Raw genomic sequence first — 23983 nt, 5'->3', positions numbered from 1 at the left:
ATTACGCCTATGGCTATCAATAACTTTTTAGATTTTGTAAAATAATTTGAATTGGATTAATGTGACGTCAAAATCACTGGAGAAAGTCTTATGAAACTCGCCATCTATAGTACAAAACAGTACGACAAGAAGTATCTGCAGCAGGTTAACGAGGCTTTTGGTTTTGAACTTGAATTCTTTGACTTTCTGCTGACGGAGAAAACAGCCAAAACAGCCCATGGCTGTGAAGCCGTCTGTATTTTCGTTAACGACGATGGCAGCCGCCCGGTTCTGGAAGAGCTGAAAAAGCATGGCGTGAAATATATTGCGCTGCGTTGCGCCGGCTTCAATAACGTCGATCTCGACGCGGCAAAAGAGCTCGGCCTGCAGGTCGTCCGTGTGCCAGCCTATTCACCCGAAGCCGTCGCTGAACATGCGATTGGCATGATGATGACGTTGAATCGCCGTATTCACCGCGCCTATCAGCGTACTCGTGATGCCAACTTCTCTCTTGAGGGGCTGACCGGCTTTACCATGTATGGCAAAACGGCTGGGGTGATCGGTACCGGTAAGATTGGGATTGCGGCACTGCGGATCCTGAAAGGTTTTGGGATGCGCCTGCTGGCGTTTGATCCCTACCCAAGCGCTGCCGCACTGGAGTTAGGCGTTGAATATGTCGATCTTAAAACGCTGTTCGCGGAGTCCGATGTCATCTCCCTGCACTGTCCGTTAACGCCGGAGAATTATCACCTGCTCAATCACGAAGCCTTTGAGCAAATGAAAAATGGCGTGATGGTTATTAACACCAGCCGCGGGGCATTGATCGATTCACAAGCCGCTATCGATGCGCTGAAAAACCAGAAAATTGGTTCTCTGGGTATGGACGTGTATGAAAACGAACGCGACCTGTTCTTTGAAGATAAATCCAATGACGTGATTCAGGATGATGTGTTCCGCCGCCTGTCGGCCTGTCATAACGTGCTGTTCACCGGTCACCAGGCGTTCCTGACTGCCGAAGCATTGACCAGCATTTCTGAGACCACGCTGCAAAATCTGGCACAGATCTCCAAAGGCGAAACCTGTCCAAACGCCCTCTTCTAATCCCTGTGCTCCCCTGGATTCAGGGGGGTATTTTCAGATAATCACCGATGCTAAAATCTTCAGTATCATTATTATATTGAATGTATTCCCGTCACAAACGTAGAGAAATTGAATGAAAAAAGTTGTCACGTTGATTGCGCTCAGCATGCTGATGGCTGGCTGTGTGAGCAATGGAAAAGTTTCCGTCAATCACGAACAGTTGCAGCATCACCGCTTCGTTTTGCAAAGCGTGAATGGTAAAGCCGTCACCGTCGCCAATAACCCACCCGAATTGAGTTTTGGCGAAAACATGACGGTATCGGGAAAGATGTGTAATCAATTCCACGGTCAGGGCAAACTGTCCGACGGCGAGTTGAAGGTTAAAGATATGGCGATGACCCGCATGATGTGCGCCGATCCACAGCTTAACGCGCTCGACGGGATCGTCAGCGACATGTTTAAGCAAGGCGCACAGGTCGATCTGACTGCTGACCAGTTAACACTGGCGACAGCAGAACAAACGCTGACGTATAAACTCGCGGATTTAATGTAGGAAACGCGGTGGCTTAATAGTTGCCACAGCTTCCGGCGGCAAGCGACTGCTCACTACAGCGTTTGCCGTTGGGTAACGCACACATTCCGATAGCTGAACCATCCAGCTGACGGGCAACGGAGAGCGAACCACCAATCATGGCGCAATTAGCTTCTCCAGAACTGGACATTGCGGCCTTCATCCCCGGTGCGACATGCGCGGCGGTTGCCTGCTGAACAGGTTCACTACTACAAGCCGATAATAATAACGCGGCACACCCTACCCAAAACGCTGCGCGCATCTTACTCCCCTCTGAATATTAACCAAACGACACAGCCATAAATAATAGGCAGCGGAAACACCGCCGTCGAGAGGCAATATGCGCATTTATGCGCACTGTTTACATTTTCTGGCAATTTTTTGGCTGCTCCTTTGATCAAACCATTCATTCTGTTTATTCGAGGGACACAAAAGCGAAAATCTGTCTTTAGCGCTTTTGCTAAACTAAAAGGATAACTACAGGATTCGCCGCTGTTACGCGTGTCCCTTTTTTTGCGCAATGTAAGGGTGTCAGTATGATCACAATTGACGGTAATGGTGCGGTTGCTTCGGTCGCATTTCGTACCAGCGAGGTTATCGCCATCTACCCGATTACGCCCAGTTCGACGATGGCGGAACAGGCGGATGCCTGGGCCGGGAACGGGCTTAAAAACGTGTGGGGGGATACCCCTCGTGTCGTAGAAATGCAGTCGGAAGGCGGTGCGATAGCGACCGTTCACGGCGCGTTGCAGACCGGTGCGCTCTCTACGTCGTTTACTTCATCGCAGGGCCTGTTGCTGATGATCCCGACGCTGTACAAACTGGCCGGTCAGTTGACTCCGTTTGTGCTGCACGTTGCGGCGCGTACGATTGCCACTCACGCATTATCCATCTTTGGCGATCATTCCGACGTGATGGCGGTGCGCCAGACGGGATGCGCAATGCTGTGCGCCAGCAGCGTTCAGGAAGCTCAGGACTTTGCGCTAATTTCGCAAATGGCCACCCTGAAAAGCCGGGTCCCGTTTATTCATTTCTTTGATGGTTTTCGCACATCGCATGAAATTAATAAAATAGTGCCGCTGGCCGATGACACAATCCTCGGGCTGATGCCGCAGGCAGAAATCGATGCTCATCGCGCGCGCGCGCTCAACCCGGAGCATCCGGTTATTCGCGGTACGTCTGCGAACCCGGACACCTACTTCCAGTCACGCGAAGCAACAAACCCGTGGTACAACGCGGTTTACGATCACGTAGAACAGGCGATGAACGATTTCTCTGCTGCGACGGGCCGTCAGTACCAGCCATTTGAATACTACGGTCACCCGCAGGCAGAACGCGTCATTATTTTGATGGGCTCGGCGATTGGAACCAGTGAAGAAGTCGTCGAAGAGCTGCTGGCACGCGGCGAGAAAGTAGGCGTTCTGAAAGTGCGTCTGTTCCGCCCATTCTCTGCCAAACATTTACTGCGCGCCCTGCCGGAAACGGTACGGAGCATCGCCGTCCTGGATCGCACCAAAGAGCCCGGCGCGCAAGCTGAACCGTTGTATCTGGATGTAATGACCGCGCTGGCGGAAGCCTTTAACTGCGGCGAACGAGAAACGCTGCCGCGCGTGATTGGCGGGCGTTATGGCCTTTCTTCCAAAGAGTTTGGCCCGGACTGCGTCATGGCGGTCTTTAATGAACTGAGTAGCGCGAAGCCGAAATCTCGCTTTACGGTCGGTATCTATGATGATGTCACCAACTTGTCGCTACCGTTACCGGAAAACACCCTGCCCGGTACCGCGAAGCTCGAGGCACTGTTTTACGGGCTGGGCAGTGACGGTAGCGTGTCGGCCACCAAAAACAACATCAAGATTATCGGTAACTCTACGCCGTGGTATGCGCAGGGTTATTTCGTCTATGACTCGAAAAAAGCAGGCGGTCTGACGGTTTCTCACCTGCGCGTTAGTGAACAACCTATTCGCTCAGCGTATCTGGTGTCGCAAGCCGATTTTGTTGGTTGTCACCAGTTGCAATTTATCGATAAGTATCAGATGGCTGAGCGCCTGAAACCTGGCGGTATATTCCTGCTTAATACCCCGTACAGTGTGGATGAAGTCTGGACACGTCTGCCGCAGGAAGTTCAGGCTGTTCTGAATCAGAAGAAAGCGCGTTTCTACGTGATTAATGCGGCCAAAATCGCCCGCGAGTGTGGTCTGGCTGCACGTATTAACACCGTTATGCAGATGGCGTTCTTCCATCTGACGCAAATCTTACCAGGCGACAGCGCTCTGGCTGAATTGCAGGGTGCGATTGCGAAAAGCTATAGCAGTAAAGGGCAGGATCTGGTTGAACGTAACTGGCAGGCGCTGGCCCTGGCGCGTGAATCCGTTGCCGAAGTGGCGCTTCAGCCGGTTGACTCACATAGCGCTAATCGCCCACCGGTGGTTTCTGATGCCGCACCTGATTTCGTGAAAACCGTCACCGCGGCAATGCTCGCCGGTCTGGGCGATGCCCTCCCCGTTTCAGCGCTGCCGCCAGACGGCACCTGGCCGATGGGCACCACGCGTTGGGAAAAACGCAATATCGCTGAAGAGATCCCCATCTGGAAAGAAGAGCTGTGTACCCAGTGCAACCACTGCGTAGCCGCCTGCCCGCACTCGGCTATCCGCGCCAAAGTGGTTTCACCAGAAGCGATGGAAAATGCCCCTGCCAGCCTGCATTCTCTGGATGTGAAATCACGCGATATGCGCGGTCAGAAATATGTCCTGCAGGTTGCGCCAGAGGATTGCACCGGGTGTAATCTGTGCGTCGAAGTATGCCCGGCGAAAGATCGCCAAAACCCGGAGATCAAGGCCATCAATATGATGTCGCGCCTTGAGCACGTGGAAGAAGAAAAAGTTAACTATGACTACTTCCTCAATCTGCCGGAAATCGATCGCACTAAACTGGAACGCATTGATATTCGTACCTCGCAGTTGATAACACCGCTGTTTGAGTACTCTGGGGCCTGCTCTGGCTGTGGTGAAACGCCGTATATCAAATTGCTTACGCAGTTGTACGGCGACCGCATGCTGATCGCCAATGCGACCGGCTGTTCATCAATTTATGGCGGTAACCTGCCCTCAACGCCTTATACCACCGACGCCAATGGTCGCGGGCCTGCGTGGGCAAACTCCCTGTTTGAGGATAACGCCGAGTTTGGGCTGGGCTTCCGCCTGACGGTGGATCAGCACCGTGTACGCGTCATGCGTTTAGTGGAACAGTTTGCTGATAACATTCCGGCTGAACTGAATGACGCCCTGCACGCTGAAGCTACGCCAGAGGTGCGCCGTGAGCAAGTTGCAGCACTGCGCCAGCACCTGAAAGATGTCGAAGGCGCACAGCAGTTGTTAACCGATGCCGACGCGCTGGTCGAGAAATCTATCTGGCTGATTGGCGGTGATGGCTGGGCTTACGATATTGGTTTTGGTGGCCTGGATCACGTCCTGAGCCTGACCGAGAACGTCAATATTCTGGTACTGGATACCCAGTGTTACTCCAATACAGGCGGACAAGCGTCGAAAGCTACGCCGCTCGGGGCCGTCACTAAATTTGGTGAACATGGCAAGCGCAAAGCTCGCAAAGATCTTGGCGTCAGTATGATGATGTACGGGCACGTGTATGTTGCACAAATCTCTCTGGGCGCGCAGTTGAACCAGACGGTGAAAGCTATCCAGGAAGCGGAGGCCTATCCAGGTCCGTCGCTGATTATCGCCTATAGCCCATGTGAAGAGCATGGTTACGATCTCGCACTAAGCCATGATCAGATGCGTCAGCTCACGGCAACCGGGTTCTGGCCGCTGTACCGCTTTGATCCGCGTCGAGCAGATGAAGGTAAGCTGCCGCTGGCGCTGGACTCTCGGCCACCGTCAGACGCCCTGGCCGAAACATTGCTTAACGAGCAGCGCTTCCGTCGCCTGAATGCCCAACAGCCAGAAGTCGCAGAACAGCTCTGGAAAGACGCCGCAGCCGATCTGCAAAAACGCTACGACTTCCTTGCGCAGTTGGCTGGAAAAGCGGAAAAGAGCGGTACCGAGTAATGCGTTTATCTCAGTATTAACCTGGAACCCAAAAAAAAGCCCGAACAGTTGTTCGGGCTTGTCAATTTATTCGCTGGCTAATTAATAATAGCTATCAATACGTCAACGAAAAATAAAACGTGACAATAAAGGCATATAACACGCGCAGAATAGCCCAACACACTTCACTTGTATAATTTTTATTTTATATATTTACCATCCATACATTCACCACAATTATCATCATTTCCGTAGAATTATTTCTTTAAGGTTTTACTTAAGGCGTAACAATTCATATTTATCCCTTTACGGAACTTCTCCTTTAGCATGCTTTTACTCCCTACATGGGTAGTCACAGGTTAATAAAAAAACTAAAGGATTATTTCAATGAACAGAAAAGTACTGGCTCTCGTAATTCCTGCCCTGCTGGCTGCAGGCGCTGCTCACGCTGCTGAAGTTTATAATAAAGACGGCAACAAATTAGATCTCTATGGCAAAGTAGACGGCCTGCATTATTTCTCTGATGACGCTAACAGTGATGGCGATCAGACTTATATGCGTATGGGCTTCAAAGGCGAAACTCAGGTTAACGATATGATCACCGGTTACGGCCAGTGGGAATATCAGGTTCAGGCTAACGGCACCGAAGGTGATAAAGGCGACTCCTGGACTCGTCTGGCATTCGCAGGTATTAAAGTCGGCGACTACGGCTCATTCGACTACGGCCGTAACTACGGCGTAATGTACGACGTTGAAGGCTGGACCGATATGCTGCCGGAATTCGGTGGCGACTCTTACACCAAAGCAGACAACTTCATGACCGGTCGCGCGAACGGCGTGGCGACCTACCGTAATACCGACTTCTTTGGTCTGGTTGACGGTCTGAACGTGGCGTTGCAGTATCAGGGCGCGAACGAAAATCAGTCACCAGAGCAGGAAGGCACCAATAACGGTGGCGACGATCGTAACATGAAGAACTCCAACGGTGACGGCTTCGGTATCTCCTCGACCTACGATTTGGGTATGGGTGTAAGCTTCGGTGCAGCATACACCTCTTCTGACCGTACTAACGAGCAGGTTAACGATTCTACCGCGGGCGGTGATAAAGCTGACGCGTGGACAGTCGGTCTGAAATACGACGCGAACAACATCTACCTGGCAACCATGTACTCCGAAACCCGCAACATGACCCCTTATGGTGGCTCAAACGGTAGTGATAATACGATTGCCAACAAAACTCAGAACTTTGAAGTGACTGCGCAATACCAGTTCGACTTCGGTCTGCGTCCGGAAGTTTCTTTCCTGATGTCTAAAGGTAAGGATCTGGGTGTAAACGGATCTGATGGCGACCAGGATCTGGTGAAATACGCATCCGTTGGCGCTACTTACTACTTCAACAAAAACTTCTCCACCTACGTTGATTACAAAATCAACCTGCTGGATGAAGATAAAAACTTCTACAGCCAAAACGACATCTCTACCGATGACGTAGTAGCACTGGGTATGGTTTACCAATTCTAATCCGTCAGCCCGCTGGCAACAGCGGGCTCTCTTTATGTTCTAACAATTCTGTTTTATCCAGATCAAAACATTATATCTGTTGCGCTAAAACACATCTCTGATAGATGATATCTTGCATTAAGACCTGTAGTAGAGGATACCTGCAATGAATCATCATCCTGTAAAATCATCCCGTATTGCATCCGTCGGCTATGACGAATCCTCCCGCACGCTAGAAATTCGCTTTCACCAGTTGTCTACTCTGCAATATCAGCATGTCCCTGCTCGTATTTTTCGTGATTTCCTAAGCGTCGTTTCTAAAGGTCGATTTTACGATGGAGTAATAAAAGGAAAGTTTCCTGAAATAAAAATAAAGTGATGCCAAAATGTGATCTTTGTCATTGTACATAAAGTGCCATTACGCGGTAAGCTTTGGGTGGATACTTAAACAGGAGGTTTTATGAACAGAACGATTCTTGTACCCATCGATATTTCAGACTCAGAATTAACTCAACGTGTTATAGCCCATGTTGAAGCAGAGGCAAAAATTGACGATGCACAGGTTCATTTTTTGACCGTAATTCCGTCACTGCCCTATTATGCTTCCCTGGGATTGGCCTACTCGGCAGAGTTACCGGCCATGGAAGATCTGAAAGCCGAAGCAAAATCTCAACTGGAAGAGATTATCAAGAAGTTCAATATCCCAACGGACAGAGTGCACGTTCATGTCACAGAAGGTGCGCCAAAAGATAAGATTCTGGAGATGGCCAAAAAATTACCGGCTGATATGGTCATTATTGCCTCACATCGCCCTGACATCACCACCTACCTGCTGGGGTCTAACGCCGCAGCCGTGGTTCGTCATGCGGAGTGTTCGGTACTGGTAGTCCGCTAAGCTGTCTGGCCCGCACATCGCTGCGGGCTTTTTGTTTCTACCTCTTATACCCCACGATTCCTGTCCTAAATGTGCTGACATTTTTCCCGCTTATCCGTACCATACACGCCACAGTTTTTATATCAGACTTCTTTTGCCGGACTATCCGGCGTGATGCATACTCTTCTGATGCCACACTATGAATTGAGCCTCTATTAAATGTCGCAAAATCAAGATATTAGCAAGAAAGAACAATACAACCTGAACAAATTGCAAAAACGTCTGCGCCGTAACGTGGGCGAAGCGATTGCCGACTTCAATATGATCGAAGACGGCGATCGCATTATGGTGTGCCTTTCCGGGGGGAAAGACAGCTATACCATGCTGGAGATCCTGCGTAATTTGCAGCAAAGCGCCCCGATCAGTTTTTCCTTAGTTGCGGTTAACCTCGATCAGAAACAACCTGGCTTCCCGGAGCATATTCTGCCGGAATATCTGGAACAACTGGGCGTGGAGTATAAGATTGTCGAAGAAAATACCTACGGGATCGTCAAAGATAAAATCCCTGAAGGTAAAACGACCTGCTCGCTCTGCTCTCGCCTGCGTCGCGGCATTCTGTACCGCACGGCAACTGAGTTAGGCGCCACCAAGATTGCGCTCGGTCACCATCGCGACGACATCCTGCAAACGCTGTTCTTAAACATGTTCTACGGCGGGAAGATGAAAGGTATGCCGCCGAAGCTGATGAGCGATGACGGTAAACATATCGTTATCCGTCCGCTGGCTTACTGCCGTGAGAAAGATATCGAGCGTTTCTCCGAAGCGAAAGGTTTCCCGATTATTCCATGTAATCTGTGCGGCTCACAGCCTAACCTGCAGCGTCAGGTCATTGCCGATATGCTGCGCGACTGGGACAAACGCTATCCAGGGCGTATTGAAACCATGTTCAGCGCAATGCAGAACGTTGTACCTTCACATCTTAGCGATATCAATCTGTTCGATTTTAAAGGTATCAGGCACGGTTCAGAGGTTGTGGACGGCGGTGATTTAGCGTTCGATCGTGAAGAGATCCCGCTGCAGCCTGCGGGCTGGCAGCCAGAAGAAGATGATGCTCAACTGGATGAGCTGCGCCTGGACGTCGTGGAAGTGAAGTAAGTCGATAGTACCGGATAAGCGGAGCGCCATCAGGCGCTCCGACGAGTGGTTATTTCAATAACCGAACCCGGCAAGTCTTGCCTTTTATCTTACCGTTTTGCAATTGCTTCCATGCCTTATGCGCTACAGTCTGGCGAACCGCGACATAGACATGCGCCGGATGAACGGCAATTTTGCCGATATCTGCGCCTTCCAGACCAATATCACCGGTCAGCGCACCGAGAACATCGCCGGGACGCATTTTAGCCTTTTTACCGCCATCAATGCATAACGTCGCCATCTCAGCTTCCAGCGGCAGGACTGGGCCGTTAGCGGGAGCTGGCAGCCAGTTCAGCTTCAGTTGCAGCATTTCAGAAAGAATATTGGCCCGCTGCGCTTCTTCCGGTGCACAGAAGCTAATCGCCAGACCACTGTTGCCGGCACGCGCGGTACGTCCGATACGATGGACGTGGACTTCCGGATCCCACGCCAGTTCGAAGTTAACCACCAGCTCAAGTGATTTAATATCCAGACCACGCGCGGCCACATCGGTAGCAACCAGAATGCGCACGCTACCGTTGGCAAAACGGACCAGCGTCTGATCGCGATCGCGCTGCTCAAGATCGCCATGCAGTGAGAGAGCGCTTTGCCCCGCCGCATTCAGCGCGTCACACACGGCCTGACAATCTTTTTTGGTATTACAAAAAACTACGCATGATGCAGGTTGATGCTGACTGAGCAATTTTTGCAGCAGCGCAATTTTGCCGTGGCTGGAAGTTTCGAAAAACTGCTGCTCAATCGCCGGCAGCGCGTCAACGGTATCAATTTCGATCGTTAATGGATTTTGTTGCACCCGGCCACTAATGGCGGCAATGGCTTCCGGCCAGGTCGCAGAAAACAGTAAGGTCTGACGCGAAGCTGGCGCAAAGCGAATGACATCATCAATCGCATCGCTAAAGCCCATATCCAGCATGCGATCGGCTTCATCCATCACCAGCGTATTCAGGGCATCCAGAGAAACAGTGCCTTTTTGCAGATGGTCGAGTAAACGCCCCGGTGTGGCGACAATAATATGTGGCGCATGCTGCAGGGAGTCACGTTGTGCGCCAAAGGGCTGCCCACCGCACAACGTTAAGATCTTGGTGTTAGGCAGAAAGCGCGCTAAGCGACGCAGCTCACCCGCCACCTGGTCAGCAAGCTCGCGCGTTGGGCACAGCACCAGGGACTGCGTCTGAAACAGCGCGACATCAACATGCTGTAATAATCCAAGACCAAAAACCGCCGTTTTGCCACTGCCGGTTTTAGCCTGCACGCGAACATCTTTCCCCGCCAGAATTGCCGGTAACGCAGCAGCCTGAACAGGCGTCATTTCAAGATAACCCAGCTCGTTAAGATTCTCGAGTTGGGCAGCAGGTAAAACATTCAGGGTTGAAAAAGCGGTCACAATTTAATCTCGCGGTAAAAACTCACAATCAGCAGGCGCGTATCCTCGCAGATCTGCGCCCGCGATGCGACAATTTAATCGGCTCTTCATCCGGTGGCGGATCCGGCATTGGCTGCGGACGAGGTATGGGATCGGGAATGGGAACCGGGTCGGTCGGTAGCGAATCAGTGTGCGGCGTTGCAATCAGACAGTTCATATACCCCTCCAGTTATTCAGGTTGGCTCTTTTAGGGTAGACGCTGATTTCCTGCAGGCAAAAAAAAGCCGACTAATCTAAGTCGGCGTCGTACGAATCAATTGTGCTATGCAGTAATTCAAAAAAGGAAGTAAGACAATATGGAGCGCAACGCCCATCGCTTGACGTTGCATTCACCTGCGAGAGAGATATTGCCCCGAATAGGTAGATGGTTTATTGACTTCGCTCAAAAACCAGGACGTTTTCATGCGCAAAAGTCACTAAAAAACGTTGTTGTTACAACCATTTACTACGATGCAACCATAAAGTAACACCACCAATCAGGACCACTAACAGAATACAAAAAAGTGAGAAGCCAAACTGCCAGCCACCGCCAGGGATACCGCCGAGGTTAACGCCAAACAGCCCGGTTAAAAATGTGCTGGGAAGAAAAACCATTGCCATCAATGACATTGTATACGTTCGGCGAGCCAGAGACTCCTGCATAACCTGCGCAATTTCATCCGCCATAATACCGGTCCTGGCAATACAAGCATCTATTTCATCCAGCCCTCTCCCTAGCCTGTCAGCGATATCCTGCATCCGCCGCCGATGGTCGTCGGTCATCCAGGAAAAACGTTCGCTCGCCAGCCGGGAATAGACATCGCGCTGAGGCGCCATATAGCGGCGCATCACAATTAACTGCTTACGCAGCAATGCCAGGAAACCACGCGGCGGAATCTGCTGATCAAGCAGGTTATCTTCCAGATCGATAATCTTATCGTGCAGTTGTTCGATAAACTCACTGGCATGATCGGTTAGTGCATCGCAAACATCCACCAGCCAACTACCACAATCAGCCGCTCCCGTGCCTTCCTGGAGATCGCTGACCACATCATCCAGCGCCAAGACTTTACGCTGACGCGTTGAGACAATCAGACGTTCATCCATATATAAGCGCATCGCAACCAGTTGGTCAGGTCGCTCGTCGGTGCTGCCGTTAATACAGCGCAGCGTAATCAACGTACCTTCCCCTACCCGGCTTACGCGTGGGCGCGTGCTTTCACCCGCCAGCGCATCACGCACGTTATTGGGAAGTAAAGGCGTTGTCGCCAGCCATTGCGCGCTTTCAGGATGGGTATAATTAAGATGCAGCCAGCAGGGATGTTGACTGTCGATAACATCGTTATCTTCCAGTGGCTTCACCCCACCACGGCCATCCAACAGCCAGGCAAACACGGCATCCGGCACATTAACATCCGTTCCCTTAATGGCTTCCACAGCGCCTCCACAAACATTCAGCTTTTTTCGTTAGTCTAGCTGTCAGAATATGTTAAGCAATATCTCATTGTCCCATTGTGCTGAAATGATTCATAAAAAGTATCTGATAATAAGAAAAGCGCCGACGAATGCGGCGCTGGTTACGAGATGCCCCTCTCAGGCCCGCTGGCGTCTCTCTGATTCAAGCGTATGACTTAAGCGAAATTTATGCGTTCGCGATTGAAGGTCAATCACCTGGTTTTTCAGGATACCTGAGGAGTCAGAAAGCTCATCAACCATAATGGCATTACTTTGAGTGACGTTCTCCAGTTCGGCCAGAGCATGGGTAATTCTGATAATCCCTTTCTCCTGCTCCTGCGTAGTGGTTAATATCTCGCCCATCAGTTGGTTTAATTGCCCTGCCCCCCCGACAATATCATGCATGTTTTTTTCAGCTTCACGCACAATAGCAGCGCCTTGCTGAACATTTTGATGGGTTTGGGCAATCAGTTGCTTAATATTCTTAGCGGCATCTGCACTGCGGTGTGCAAGCATTCTTACCTCACCGGCCACCACAGAAAAACCTTTGCCATGTTCACCGGCCCTTGCAGCTTCCACAGCAGCATTCAATGCCAGAATATTTGTCTGGAATGCAATACCATCTATCAGCGTAATAATTTCTGTCATTTGCTGTGCGCATTCGGTGATTGAACGCATATTTGTCGCAACCTGCACCATTAATTCGCCACCCTGACGGGCGCATTGCGTGGCAATTGTTGCCTGGGCGCTGGCTATTTGCGTGTTATCAGCATTATTCCGCGTATTAACCGCTATTTCATCCATGTTGGCAGCCGTCTGCATTAATGCTCCGGATTGCTGTTCTGTTTTCACTGAAAGCTCGGCGCTGCGTTCCGCCAGCTGTTCAGAAAGCGTCATCGCCGTTTGCGAGGATGTTCTGATCTCATTAACGAGTGCTGAAATATTACTTGATAAGCTATTGATGCCAGGAATTAGTCTACCCGCACAGTTATTACCAAACTCGGGAATACTGATTGCCAGATTCCCGGATGTTACCTCTTCAATGCTTCTTTTGACCGTATTAATCGGCATGACCAGATATTTCGTCATGTACCACCACAAACATAATATAGAAATAATGCTTACCGCATTAGTACCAATAATAATTTCTGGGGTAGCCGAAAAAATCATTTCAACAACATTGAGCGCAACCGCCGTAATGAGCAGAAATAAAATAATAAAGGTTCTGACGCTAATATCATTTAACATTTTAACCCTGTGCACCAAGAAATAACGTAGATGTTATTTTTATAGCATCTGCAATACAGATTTCCATTGCTCTGTGACGAAAGCTGAACTTTCAATGAGAGCCAGAAGACCTTTTACTTAAGTCAATAAATTACACTAGTCATTCATAATAGGTCAGCACTTTATCCCGCCAATGGCTGTAATGTTCCCCACCATCAGATTATTGTGATGGCGAGCACGTGACGAGCATAAAACACACAGAAACATAATTTTTATGAATGTTTATATAAGTAATGGCTTGTCATTTTCAATATCTTGCCCTTCGCTCTAATACTCATTGCAAAAACACAAGAACATTCCTGGTTTTATCAGGTTAACTGGACAAAACCTGCTAGATTTATCATCACGGCTTTTTTTCGATAGGTAGTAAGATGTTGCACGTGTCGTGGGACCCTGTATTGATTGGGATTTCCTTTGTTGTCGCATTTATTGCCTCCTTTATTGCCCTCGACAGCGCGGGTAAGGTAGCAATCTCCAGCAAACGTGAATCTACCTTCTGGCGGCTATCTGGCGGCGCTACGCTGGGTATGGGGATCTGGTCGATGCATTTATCGGTATGCTGGCCATGAAAATGACTATGCCGATCAATTATCACCTATCACTCACCGCGTTTTCGTTCTTTATTGCGCTCATTTCTGCAACCCTCGCCATCAATATCGCTATTTCCGGTAATACGCTATCAACAAAACGACTGGTCATTGCCACCAGCATACTGAGCGCTGGCGTTGTCACGATGCACTATGTTGGCATGTATGCCATTATCGAACATGTGGCCATCTCATGGGATCGCTCGCTGATTTTGCTCTCTGTAATTATTGCTGTCGTTGCGTCTGGCGTAGGTTTATGGCTGGCCTTCCATTTACGCCAAAACACCCGTCGCGTGCTGATTAACCGACTTATTGCAGCCCTTATTATGGCGCTGGCAATTGCTTCTATGCATTGCACCGGTATGGGAGCGGCAACGTTCACCCATTTTGGACACACTGCGCACGATGGGCTAAGTACGCTGGAACTCTCTGTCTGGGTCTGCGCCGTCACGCTAATTATTTTGGGTATCATGCTGGTCGTCTCGATGGTGGATTCACAACTGCGCACTTCCCGACTGGCTGACAACCTGCATCAGTTGAACTGCCAGCTTGAACATCAGGTCCACTTCGACGCGCTGACCGGACTTGCTAATCGAACGCAAATAGATACCCGCTTATAGGCCTGCCTGCGGCATTCCAAATTGCATCAACAGCATTTCGCGTTGGTATTTATCGACCTCGATCGTTTTAAAGTCGTTAACGATACCTGGGGGCATCACATCGGCGATCAACTGCTGATTGCCAGTACACAGCGTATCTACAGTTGCCTTGATGATTCAATGACGCTGGCAAGACTGGGGGGAGATGAATTTATCTTGCTGGTTCCAGACTGCAACCCGCAGGCTATCTCCGCCTTGCTTACGCGAATTTCAGATGCGATCGGTGACCCCTTTACCTTATTCGGTCATACGATTCGGGTTTCGTTAAGTGCGGGGAGCAGTATTTATCCCGAACATGGTTCGACACTACATGAGCTAAAAGTGAAGGCCGATATGGCGATGTATCATGTCAAACAGGCGGGCAGAAACGGCTGGGCTATTTATAGTCCCCAGATGGAAGCTATCGCTGATACGCCGCCGACATTTCTACAGGAACTTTCACAAGCGCTTGAACGCAACCAGTTTGAGCTATGGTATCAGCCTAAATATACCGCCGGAGATCATTCCCTGACTGGTTTTGAAGCGTTATTACGCTGGCATCATCCGGAGCGCGGCATGCTGCTACCGGCTGAATTTCTGCCTGCGCTGGAAGAAACGGGCCTGATTATTCCCGTCGGCAAATGGGTTATCCAACAGGCATGTTTGCAGTTGCATCAGTGGACATTACAAGGGAATACAGAATGGACGCTCGCCGTTAACCTCTCTCCCGCCCAGTTTGAACAGCATGATATTATTGATGTTGTTTGCAACGCCCTGGCGCAATACCAACTTTCACCTGCCTCTCTCACGCTGGAGCTCACGGAGAGCACTGCACTTAAAAATTTAAAACGCAGTATTGAAATCCTGAATGCTTTCTCTGCTTTGGGAATCACCGTTTCTATTGATGATTTCGGCACTGGTTATTCAAATATATTGATGTTGAAGTCACTGCCGGCACGGGAATTAAAAATCGACAGGATATTTGTCAAAGATATTAGCGAGAACAGTAAAAATACAAAAATTGTGTCTACCATTATTGACATAGCTCACTCCATGAATATGCGCGTGGTGGCTGAAGGAATAGAAACTCAGGAGCAGGAAATACTTCTTACCCAGATGGGGTGTAGCATGCTGCAAGGTTTCCTGTTTGCAAAACCGCTGCCAGCGCATAAGATTCATGAACTGATCCAATCAGAAAACAGCATCAAACAAAAGCCAGTCGTACAACCCTTGTCTCACCGACAATCAATAACTTTGTGAGACTGTAATATCTAAAATATTCGCCATTAAACGGGCAACACAGCAGATAAAGATAACGGGATTATCGATGAGCACAACCGAGCTGCATTCACTGGATTTGTTAACCTTTCCGGTGTGGATTGTTTCGCCACAAACCGAAGAACTGGTGTTCGCTAATATCGTTGCACGTGAGTTAATGCGGGATCTCTGTTTTTCCCCACTGCGCAAGGGCATATTCTCAACGCATTCTCAAAATGATTTAACCATGTATCTCAGTGACTTGAGCAATCATCATCACGTTGTTGAGATCCTCACGGTTTACCGCGATGGTGAGGAAATCGCGTTGGCCAGCCGCCTGTCCATTAAATCTCTGCCGGGCGTGGGGGATGTTATCCTTTTCGAAGGCATTGAAACGCCTACTGCGCAAGGTCTGAAAGCCAGCCGTTCAGCAACTTATCAACGAAAAAAACAGGGCTTTTATGCGCGTTTTTTCCAGACCAACTCCGCGCCAATGTTACTGATTGATCCGTCCCGCGATGGCCTGATCGTTGATGCAAACCTCAGTGCCCTGAATTTTTATGGTTACAACCTTGATGTGATGTGCCAGAAACATACCTGGGAGATCAACATGCTGGGCCGCCATATATTGCCGGTAATGCATGAAATCGCCCATCTGCCCGGCGGCCATAAGCCTTTGCACTTTGTCCATAAACTGGCTGACGGCACCTCACGTCATGTGCAAACCTACGCCGGACCGATTGAAATTTACGGTAATAAACTCATGTTGTGCATTATTCATGACATTACCGAACAAAAACGGCTGGAACAGGAGCTTGAGCATGCCGCTCTGCGTGACCCTTTAACGGGATTACTTAATCGCCGACATTTTTATCAGGTAACCGAGCCGGAGCAGACGCATGCGGTATCATTGACGCAGGACTACAGTCTGTTGTTGATCGACACCGATCGTTTTAAAAGCATTAACGATCTCTTCGGTCATTTAAAAGGCGATGAAGTGCTTTGCGCTCTGGCCCGCACACTGGAATCCTGTGCACGAAAAGACGATCTTATTTTTCGCTGGGGTGGTGAAGAATTTGTGCTGCTGCTACCGCGAACCTCGCTGGATGTCGCCCTCAATCTTGCAGAAGTGATCCGCGCGACGGTAGCCAAGGTTACTCTCCCTGGTCTTCCCCGCTTTACCGTCAGCATTGGCGTTGCGCGGCACGAAACGAACGAAAGTATTGATGAATTATTCAAACGCGTGGACGACGCGTTGTACAAAGCCAAGCACGAAGGCAGGAACAGAGTATTGGCCGCCTGATAAATACGTTGCTCAGCGGCTGCGCTTAGCGTGACGCTCCCAGTTTTCCTGTTTTGCCTGCGCGGTTTTACGTAATGCCACATAGCATGCTCCGCTGCCGCCGTGATGCGGCAAAGCGGCGCAGTAGGCCTGGACGTCATCAAATTCTGTCAGCCAGCGCGCCACATAGCTGCGAACAATATTGGCATGAGCGTTATCGTCACGCCCCTTACCGTGTATCACCAGCACGTTACGTAATCCATCTTGCTGTGCCTGTAGAATAAAACTGAATAGCATCTGGCGGCATGTTTCTACGGGCTGGCGGATGAGATTAAGGCTCGCCTGCTGCGGATATTTTCCGGTTCGCAGTTTGTCAGTCACGCCGTGCTGTAAACCTTCGCGACGAAACTCCAGCGGCTCGTTCAACGGGATAATATCGAGAAACCCCGTCGTGAGAAAGTTATCCAGTTGAAGCGTATCGATACGCGCCGGAGTGCGGATATTACGCGTTGGCTGCCAGTGTACATCGGCGCAGCCCTTCAGCGGTTGGACATCCCCCATAGCATCCAGAAACAGCGAAGCATCATCAAGGTTCATGTTTCTTCCTCCAGCGAATTACGACGAGCATTATCATAACCGCGCACTATTATACCGACAACGGTTTACGATTATTTCCAATAATTCACCCGGCTCGCTCCGCTGAAAAGATCTACTCACGACATACAGATATCCGTTTTTAGGGGTATAGCTGCGACTGTCGCTGGCGTGATAATGTGTAACCTCGCCTGAACGCTGTAATGAGAGAAACGGATGCTGAACTTACTGGAAGATACCATCGACACGCCGCTGGGCCCGCTGTGGGTTATTTGTGATGAGCAATTTCGCCTGCGCGCGGTGGAATGGGATCAGCACCGCGATCGCATGGAACAATTGCTGGATATTCATTACCGCACAGAAGGTTATCAGCGTATTACAGCTAAAAACCCAGGCGGATTAAGCGATAAACTGTCGGAGTATTTTGCCGGGAATCTCAGCATTATTGACACGCTGGAAACGGCAACGGCTGGCACGCCTTTCCAGCGTGAAGTCTGGCAAGCATTACGCACTATCCCGTGTGGGCAGGTCATGCACTATGGTCAACTGGCCGAACAGTTAGGGCGCCCCGGTGCTGCAAGAGCCGTCGGTGCGGCCAATGGCGCCAACCCGGTAAGCATTGTGGTCCCCTGCCATCGCGTCATTGGGCGTAACGGCACCATGACTGGATATGCTGGCGGCGTGCAGCGAAAAGAGTGGTTATTGCGTCACGAAGGCTATTTGCTACTCTAGATTCCAGGCAATTAATGCCTTATTCGTCACACTTTCGCATAATGTGACCACAAATTTAATGCGGTTAATCAAGGAGATACAAACATTCATTCCGGTTATACCTGAATTATTCTCTATTGGGAGTAGCTCAGGCTTACGTGCTCACCAAAAAGATGTTAAAATTGACAAATATCAATTACGGCTTGAGCAGACCTATGATCCCGGAAAAGCGAATTATACGGCGCATTCAGTCTGGCGGTTGTGCTATCCATTGCCAGGATTGCAGCATCAGCCAGCTTTGCATCCCGTTCACACTTAACGAGCATGAGCTTGACCAGCTCGATAACATCATCGAGCGCAAAAAGCCTATCCAAAAGGGGCAAACGCTCTTTAAAGCAGGTGATGAACTTAAATCACTCTACGCTATCCGCTCCGGAACGATTAAAAGCTATACCATTACCGAACAAGGCGATGAGCAAATTACCGGCTTCCATCTGGCGGGTGATCTGGTCGGTTTTGACGCGATTGGCAGCGGACATCACCCGAGCTTTGCCCAGGCGCTGGAAACCTCAATGGTTTGCGAAATTCCTTTCGAAACCCTTGATGACCTGTCCGGAAAAATGCCGAATCTGCGTCAGCAGATGATGCGTCTGATGAGTGGCGAAATCAAAGGCGACCAGGATATGATCCTGCTGTTGTCGAAGAAAAATGCAGAAGAGCGCCTGGCGGCCTTTATCTACAACTTGTCTCGCCGCTTTGCCCAGCGCGGATTCTCACCTCGTGAGTTCCGTCTGACCATGACCCGCGGCGACATCGGTAACTACCTGGGTCTGACGGTTGAAACCATCAGCCGCCTGTTGGGTCGTTTCCAGAAAAGCGGCATGCTGGCAGTGAAAGGCAAATACATAACTATTGAGAATAGCGACGCGCTGGCAGTTCTTGCTGGCCACACGCGTAACGTTGCGTAATCTTTCCGCAAGCATTTCTGTTATCCTTCTGTCAAATCGCTAAATTTTCCCGATTTATTGATCTGGCAGGAGGTTTTCTCCTGTTTCAATGATTTACCTGTATTTCATACACATACAGAACAGTGGGTTCTGACAATAGCGGCTATTTTTTTGCCCCAAAACCTGCCCCTGAGACCCAAATTTGCCCTAACAATCCCTCTCAGCTATCTGTTATGGCCATCCCAATGGCATAACGTACTTAACATCCATTTAGAAATTCATCAATTACGAAAGCCATGGATTCAATTTACTTTACGGGCTTTTCTGAAAATCCCGCAGATTGGGTTTAACGATCAAGCTCGAAAGTTGATGGTTAACTAAGGGATTTTCGGAATAAATATCCTCCGGCATAGCCGGAGGTTTTTCGGATGCGCCTATAAGGCTCTGTTACCAGCCGCGCCCTAACAGGCGCATACGATCTGACATTTGCATCAGACTTCGTTACTTACGGCCCGTAAACGGGCTACCCGGATAAGCGATCGATAACTGCTCACCCATTTTATCTTCTGCAAGCTGGTGCTTTATGTATTCCTGTATCTTCACCGTGTTCTTACCCACCGTATCTACGTAGTATCCCCGGCACCAGAACTCTCTATTCCTGTACTTGAATTTCATATCCCCAAACTGTTCATACAGCATCAGACTGCTTTTCCCTTTCAGATACCCCATAAAGCCGGATACGCTCATTTTGGGTGGGATTTCCACAAGCATATGGATATGATCCGCACAGCATTCCGCTTCCAGGATCCGCACGTTTTTCCACTCACACAGCTTTCTTAAAATGCTGCCTATCGCCCTGCGTTTCTCCCCGTAGAATGCTTGTCTTCGGTATTTGGGCGCAAAAACTATGTGATATTTACAGTTCCATCGGGTGTGCGCTAAGCTCTTTTCGTCCCCCATTGGGACCCCCTTTTGATTTCTTGTTAAACATTTGCAGTTGCCAGACCGCAATGTGTTTTAACAAATCAAAAGGGGTTTTAATAACTGGCCCAAAGCTGAAAGCTTTCCGGAACCCCCAGCCTAGCTGGGGGTTTTCTGTGCACAAGAAAAAGCCCACCACGCAGGTAGGCTTAATTGGTTAAGACACGTCTAACTAGCTAAGATTTCTGGTATTACACGGTATTCTTCCAGAACACCATCGTTACTCTCACCCATATTCGGTGGAGTATCAGTTACCTGAACTGATACTTCAAACGCAGCATCAATTGTATATTGAGCAGTACCAACAAACTGAACTTTCTTTTCAGTCGGTATTAATTTAAATTTTGGGTATTCACTAACCTTGCTCATTTCATCAATAATATTATAAATCGAGCCATTTTTAGATATTTTTTCGCCTTTCCAGTTAACACCACTCGATCTGTATGCACCTTCAGTTTTAACTAATAAATCAACTGCACCCACTGCATTCCCTTTGACTAAATAACAAGATATATAACGAACACTTCGGGGCGGGACAGTAATAGATTGTCCCGGTAATTTATATCTCAGTGTCTCAGAACCTGACCGGGTTTTTGCTTCAGAATGGCTAAACTCAAGATGAAATTCCACTCTAATTTCAGAACGAAACCACCTTGGCCCTATGCAAGCCTTATACTCTAACTCCCCGCCAAAAGTTCTTGTGTCTGTGGCTGTAGTTGACCATGAGCTAGTAATTTCCTTCTCAAACTCTCCTGAAGTCAGTACTTGAGGTTCATTTGTATCATTCCGAAGAGTTGCACAGCCCATCAGTTCCATTTTGCCATTTGTAATTTCCGGCCTTCCCTTTTCCTGAACTGATAAGTCATTCACACCTATTGGGCGTATTTGTGCCATAAACGAGTCTTCATTTGTCATTCCGACTTCGCGCCTGTAAGAGTCATAAACAACTTTATATACCGGATACACCCATGATTTTTTATCTAGCATATTACTCCCTCCATGCACCAAGAAATTTCATTTATTAACGCATTGCCATCATTATTAATACTCTCACTACAATATTGAATATTGACAAATATCAACAAAAATATTTTATATTAAAAATGAATCATTAAAATCACACTTATTATAATTATGGATATATTATCTATTGCGACATAGGTGAATAATCCGCCCAGCGCAGTTATCCTGAAATGGTCGATGCTTTATTAGCATAGTGCTGTAAATAATTTCTTTCATATCTGGCACTCTGAGTGACAGTAATAGTTGGGAATAAAAATAAGCAGAAAACATACAATATGAATGAAAAAGCCTCAGCAGAGGAGTCGGGGCTAATGGAGTATGGTGCCGGGTGCCTCCCGGTGAGTCTTTAGACAGCCTCCGTGACTCGTACTTTGTTGAACCATGTAAACAAAGGCACTCAGTAAGTTTAGCTGTACGAAGCGGATAACAACGTTCAAAGAGTTATACGATCTATTTACTGAAATCTATTTACTGAATCTAAGGCGCTTGAGGTATCCGCAGCATCCTTCATCACCATAAAATCCGGCATTAATACCCTTCAGGGGCTCGTGGGTGGCAGTACCCTCATAGAGAACATTCAGCATGCATCACAGAAAGCACGGGAAAACTGAGCAGCAGGCAATCAGGTTTGTTTTTGTCCCAAGATCTAACTCCAAAAAAGAACGGCTATTTTTGTAAAGCATCGATTTCTTATGGATGGCGCCGTGGCATCAGGCTCGCTCATAGATGAAACCGGCACGCCTATCAGTCCCGACACACTTATGCCTGCTGCGAACTCTCCGCTGGGGCAAATCCTTCGTTTATTGCCAGTCAGATGGGACACGAAGATGCGCGTATGGTTTACGAAGTCTATTCAAAATGGATTGGTGATATGAACCAGGATCAGATCAGTATGCTAAATAACCGCATGCCGACAGCGTTGCCCCCAGGGGTTCCCAAAGGGGCACAAATAATGAGAAAAGTCGTTTAGTTTTAGCGAGATGTGAACGAAATCTATAGATTTTCCCGATTTATTGATCTGGCAGGAGGTTCTCCCCTGTTTCAATCCACATTATTGGGTTACTCTTTTAATTACAAACTGCGATGGCAGTTGTAAGGAGACCCTGTATGGCTATGTATAAAAATATGCTGGTCGTCATCGATCCAAACCAGGACGATCAACCAGCATTACGGCGAGCTGTTTATTTGCATCAACGGATTGGTGGCAAAATTAAAGCCTTTTTGCCAATCTATGACTTTTCCTACGAGATGACTACCCTGCTGTCGCCCGATGAGCGTACGGCAATGCGTCAGGGGGTCATCAGCCAGCGAACAGCATGGATCCGTGAACAAGCAAAATACTACATCGAAGCAGGGATCCCTCTTGAAATTAAAGTGGTATGGCACAACCGTCCCTTTGAAGCCATCATCCAGGAAGTCATTAGCGCTCAGCATGACCTGGTCCTCAAAATGGCACACCAACACGACCGCCTCGAAGCCGTAATTTTCACGCCTACCGACTGGCATTTATTGCGCAAATGTCCAAGCCCGGTATGGATGGTTAAAGACCAGCCATGGCCTGAAGAGAGTAAAGCGCTGGTTGCGGTGAACCTCGCCAGTGAAGAGCCTTATCACAACGCGCTCAATGAAAAACTGGTCAAAGAGACGCTGCAACTAGCAGAACAGGTTAACCATACTGAAGTGCATCTGGTTGGCGCCTACCCTGTTACGCCAATCAATATCGCAATTGAACTACCTGAGTTTGACCCCAGCGTTTATAACGACGCGATCCGTGGACAGCATCTGCTGGCCATGAAGGCGTTGCGCCAGAAATTCAGTATCGATGAGAAAGTGACGCACGTTGAAAAAGGATTGCCTGAAGAGGTCATTCCTGATTTAGCCGAGCACTTGCAGGCGGGTATTGTGGTACTGGGTACCGTCGGTCGTACCGGTATTTCTGCCGCGTTTCTTGGTAACACCGCTGAACAGGTTATCGATCACCTACGCTGCGACCTGCTGGTCATCAAGCCGGATGAATATCAGACACCAGTTGAACTGGATGATGAAGAAGACGATTAACCACACAACTCAATGCCGGATGGCGATCTCATCCGGCATAACAAACGCTTAGTGTTGCTCCTCGCCGCCGAGGAAATAGATTCCCAGCGGGATAGCCAACAGAATCGTAAACACCATGCTGTAGACACAAATCATTGCCGATTGAATGGCGTACATTGAAGCGGTCCAGTCGGATAGCGGAATGTCATACTGTTCAATCACACCACCGATCGTCGCTCGCGTCACGACCGACGCTGCGATAATAAACACCCCAAGCAGGCACAACAGAAACTTCCGTCCCTTCGCTGTCTTCAGCTTAGCCATGATCATAGTACTGTCCTTTTGCAGATGAAAACCTTGTTACTTTGCGCTAACAATACCATGACATCAACTGACTGTCTGCTACATAAACCGCTTTCAGGGTCGATACCAGCGCTATTTCGCCGAAAATAGCGCTAATTGCATTATATATCTCCCCTATGGATTAATGATCTGACCGCCAGAACTGAGTAAAATATTCGAGGATTAGGATATCAGAAGATAT

General features: G+C 48.9%; 20 protein-coding genes and 2 pseudogenes. 13 read left to right on the top strand and 9 right to left on the bottom strand.

Features of this window, described 5'->3' with window-relative positions; all coding sequences use genetic code 11:
* The first annotated feature begins 90 nt into the window (after positions 1 to 90).
* The gene (locus tag HV334_RS11995; protein ID WP_003833196.1) at positions 91 to 1080 is read left to right on the top strand and encodes a 2-hydroxyacid dehydrogenase; all 990 of its coding nucleotides are present in this window, start codon (positions 91 to 93) and stop codon (positions 1078 to 1080) included.
* A 112-nt stretch (positions 1081 to 1192) separates the two neighbouring features.
* Complete coding sequence (hslJ, locus tag HV334_RS11990) at positions 1193 to 1612, top strand: heat shock protein HslJ (protein WP_181221785.1); 420 nt, start codon at positions 1193 to 1195, stop codon at positions 1610 to 1612.
* A gap of 13 nt (positions 1613 to 1625) precedes the next feature.
* Here hslJ and HV334_RS11985 read toward each other — a convergent pair whose 3' ends face one another.
* Complete coding sequence (locus tag HV334_RS11985) at positions 1626 to 1892, bottom strand: DUF333 domain-containing protein (protein ID WP_003020360.1); 267 nt, start codon at positions 1890 to 1892, stop codon at positions 1626 to 1628.
* 274 nt (positions 1893 to 2166) lie between these two features.
* On the opposite strand from HV334_RS11985, the gene nifJ reads away from it, so the two are divergent.
* The 5 genes from nifJ (at position 2167) to ttcA (ending at position 9199) form a co-directional block, all read left to right on the top strand.
* Positions 2167 to 5691 carry a pyruvate:ferredoxin (flavodoxin) oxidoreductase gene (nifJ, locus tag HV334_RS11980; RefSeq protein ID WP_181221783.1) on the top strand — a complete coding sequence of 1175 codons (3525 nt, stop codon included), beginning with the start codon at positions 2167 to 2169 and terminating at the stop codon, positions 5689 to 5691.
* 366 nt (positions 5692 to 6057) lie between these two features.
* Positions 6058 to 7191: a porin OmpC gene (ompC, locus tag HV334_RS11975; protein ID WP_016156616.1), complete on the top strand. Its 1134-nt coding sequence runs from the start codon at positions 6058 to 6060 to the stop codon at positions 7189 to 7191.
* A 145-nt stretch (positions 7192 to 7336) separates the two neighbouring features.
* Positions 7337 to 7549, top strand: coding sequence for a KTSC domain-containing protein (locus HV334_RS11970; protein ID WP_016153189.1), 213 nt, complete (start codon positions 7337 to 7339; stop codon positions 7547 to 7549).
* An 81-nt stretch (positions 7550 to 7630) separates the two neighbouring features.
* Positions 7631 to 8065: a universal stress protein UspF gene (gene uspF / locus HV334_RS11965; protein WP_016153190.1), complete on the top strand. Its 435-nt coding sequence runs from the start codon at positions 7631 to 7633 to the stop codon at positions 8063 to 8065.
* 198 nt (positions 8066 to 8263) lie between these two features.
* Complete coding sequence (ttcA, locus tag HV334_RS11960; protein ID WP_181221782.1) at positions 8264 to 9199, top strand: tRNA 2-thiocytidine(32) synthetase TtcA; 936 nt, start codon at positions 8264 to 8266, stop codon at positions 9197 to 9199.
* A gap of 49 nt (positions 9200 to 9248) precedes the next feature.
* Here ttcA and dbpA read toward each other — a convergent pair whose 3' ends face one another.
* From dbpA to HV334_RS11940, 4 genes are all read right to left on the bottom strand, one after another.
* On the bottom strand, positions 9249 to 10622 hold the full coding sequence (gene dbpA, locus HV334_RS11955) for an ATP-dependent RNA helicase DbpA (RefSeq protein ID WP_181221780.1): 1374 nt from the start codon (positions 10620 to 10622) through the stop codon (positions 9249 to 9251).
* Positions 10623 to 10650: 28 nt separating this feature from the next.
* Entirely contained in the window at positions 10651 to 10818 is a 168-nt protein-coding gene (locus tag HV334_RS11950) for a hypothetical protein (protein ID WP_016153197.1), read from the bottom strand.
* 275 nt (positions 10819 to 11093) lie between these two features.
* Positions 11094 to 12077, bottom strand: coding sequence for a zinc transporter ZntB (zntB, locus tag HV334_RS11945; RefSeq protein ID WP_016153198.1), 984 nt, complete (start codon positions 12075 to 12077; stop codon positions 11094 to 11096).
* Between the two features lie 156 nt (positions 12078 to 12233).
* Positions 12234 to 13343: a methyl-accepting chemotaxis protein gene (locus tag HV334_RS11940; protein ID WP_049282424.1), complete on the bottom strand. Its 1110-nt coding sequence runs from the start codon at positions 13341 to 13343 to the stop codon at positions 12234 to 12236.
* Positions 13344 to 13753: 410 nt separating this feature from the next.
* Here HV334_RS11940 and HV334_RS11935 point away from each other — a divergent pair.
* Positions 13754 to 15867: pseudogene (locus tag HV334_RS11935) on the top strand (EAL domain-containing protein).
* Positions 15868 to 15934: 67 nt separating this feature from the next.
* A complete protein-coding gene (locus HV334_RS11930) occupies positions 15935 to 17167 on the top strand; it encodes a sensor domain-containing diguanylate cyclase (protein WP_049282426.1) in 1233 nt (410 codons plus the stop codon).
* A 12-nt stretch (positions 17168 to 17179) separates the two neighbouring features.
* Here the strand turns inward: HV334_RS11930 and smrA are convergent, their stop codons facing one another.
* Complete coding sequence (smrA, locus tag HV334_RS11925) at positions 17180 to 17743, bottom strand: DNA endonuclease SmrA (protein WP_016153202.1); 564 nt, start codon at positions 17741 to 17743, stop codon at positions 17180 to 17182.
* 213 nt (positions 17744 to 17956) lie between these two features.
* Here smrA and ogt point away from each other — a divergent pair, with 213 nt between their 5' ends.
* Positions 17957 to 18472: a methylated-DNA--[protein]-cysteine S-methyltransferase gene (gene ogt / locus HV334_RS11920; RefSeq protein ID WP_075848156.1), complete on the top strand. Its 516-nt coding sequence runs from the start codon at positions 17957 to 17959 to the stop codon at positions 18470 to 18472.
* A 194-nt stretch (positions 18473 to 18666) separates the two neighbouring features.
* The gene (fnr, locus tag HV334_RS11915) at positions 18667 to 19419 is read left to right on the top strand and encodes a fumarate/nitrate reduction transcriptional regulator Fnr (protein WP_003020397.1); all 753 of its coding nucleotides are present in this window, start codon (positions 18667 to 18669) and stop codon (positions 19417 to 19419) included.
* A gap of 480 nt (positions 19420 to 19899) precedes the next feature.
* Here the strand turns inward: fnr and tnpA are convergent, their stop codons facing one another.
* The gene (gene tnpA, locus HV334_RS11910) at positions 19900 to 20358 is read right to left on the bottom strand and encodes an IS200/IS605 family transposase (RefSeq protein WP_131381019.1); all 459 of its coding nucleotides are present in this window, start codon (positions 20356 to 20358) and stop codon (positions 19900 to 19902) included.
* 189 nt (positions 20359 to 20547) lie between these two features.
* Complete coding sequence (locus HV334_RS11905) at positions 20548 to 21366, bottom strand: ETX/MTX2 family pore-forming toxin (RefSeq protein ID WP_181221778.1); 819 nt, start codon at positions 21364 to 21366, stop codon at positions 20548 to 20550.
* Between the two features lie 621 nt (positions 21367 to 21987).
* On the opposite strand from HV334_RS11905, the pseudogene HV334_RS25295 reads away from it, so the two are divergent.
* A pseudogene (locus HV334_RS25295) lies at positions 21988 to 22372 on the top strand (site-specific integrase); the annotation flags it as partial.
* A gap of 137 nt (positions 22373 to 22509) precedes the next feature.
* Entirely contained in the window at positions 22510 to 23460 is a 951-nt protein-coding gene (gene uspE / locus HV334_RS11900; protein WP_181221777.1) for a universal stress protein UspE, read from the top strand.
* A gap of 48 nt (positions 23461 to 23508) precedes the next feature.
* Here the strand turns inward: uspE and HV334_RS11895 are convergent, their stop codons facing one another.
* Positions 23509 to 23769, bottom strand: a complete 261-nt coding sequence (locus tag HV334_RS11895) for a DUF2534 family protein (protein WP_003020403.1) — start codon at positions 23767 to 23769, stop codon at positions 23509 to 23511.
* Between the last annotated feature and the right edge of the window lie 214 nt (positions 23770 to 23983).

The organism is Citrobacter sp. RHBSTW-00944 (assembly GCF_013615435.1).
Lineage (GTDB): Bacteria > Pseudomonadota > Gammaproteobacteria > Enterobacterales > Enterobacteriaceae > Citrobacter > Citrobacter braakii.
The sequence above is the reverse complement of the archived record's forward strand: the minus strand, read 5'-3'. Positions and strand labels throughout refer to the sequence as shown.

Coding starts and splice junctions, on each gene's coding strand:
- HV334_RS11995 (WP_003833196.1), top strand. CDS start 91: ATGAAACTCGCCATCTATAGTACAAAACAGTACGACAAGAAGTATCTG.
- hslJ (WP_181221785.1), top strand. CDS start 1,193: ATGAAAAAAGTTGTCACGTTGATTGCGCTCAGCATGCTGATGGCTGGC.
- HV334_RS11985 (WP_003020360.1), bottom strand. CDS start 1,892: ATGCGCGCAGCGTTTTGGGTAGGGTGTGCCGCGTTATTATTATCGGCT.
- nifJ (WP_181221783.1), top strand. CDS start 2,167: ATGATCACAATTGACGGTAATGGTGCGGTTGCTTCGGTCGCATTTCGT.
- ompC (WP_016156616.1), top strand. CDS start 6,058: ATGAACAGAAAAGTACTGGCTCTCGTAATTCCTGCCCTGCTGGCTGCA.
- HV334_RS11970 (WP_016153189.1), top strand. CDS start 7,337: ATGAATCATCATCCTGTAAAATCATCCCGTATTGCATCCGTCGGCTAT.
- uspF (WP_016153190.1), top strand. CDS start 7,631: ATGAACAGAACGATTCTTGTACCCATCGATATTTCAGACTCAGAATTA.
- ttcA (WP_181221782.1), top strand. CDS start 8,264: ATGTCGCAAAATCAAGATATTAGCAAGAAAGAACAATACAACCTGAAC.
- HV334_RS11950 (WP_016153197.1), bottom strand. CDS start 10,818: ATGAACTGTCTGATTGCAACGCCGCACACTGATTCGCTACCGACCGAC.
- HV334_RS11940 (WP_049282424.1), bottom strand. CDS start 13,343: ATGTTAAATGATATTAGCGTCAGAACCTTTATTATTTTATTTCTGCTC.
- HV334_RS11930 (WP_049282426.1), top strand. CDS start 15,935: ATGAGCACAACCGAGCTGCATTCACTGGATTTGTTAACCTTTCCGGTG.
- smrA (WP_016153202.1), bottom strand. CDS start 17,743: ATGAACCTTGATGATGCTTCGCTGTTTCTGGATGCTATGGGGGATGTC.
- ogt (WP_075848156.1), top strand. CDS start 17,957: ATGCTGAACTTACTGGAAGATACCATCGACACGCCGCTGGGCCCGCTG.
- fnr (WP_003020397.1), top strand. CDS start 18,667: ATGATCCCGGAAAAGCGAATTATACGGCGCATTCAGTCTGGCGGTTGT.
- tnpA (WP_131381019.1), bottom strand. CDS start 20,358: ATGGGGGACGAAAAGAGCTTAGCGCACACCCGATGGAACTGTAAATAT.
- HV334_RS11905 (WP_181221778.1), bottom strand. CDS start 21,366: ATGCTAGATAAAAAATCATGGGTGTATCCGGTATATAAAGTTGTTTAT.
- uspE (WP_181221777.1), top strand. CDS start 22,510: ATGGCTATGTATAAAAATATGCTGGTCGTCATCGATCCAAACCAGGAC.
- HV334_RS11895 (WP_003020403.1), bottom strand. CDS start 23,769: ATGATCATGGCTAAGCTGAAGACAGCGAAGGGACGGAAGTTTCTGTTG.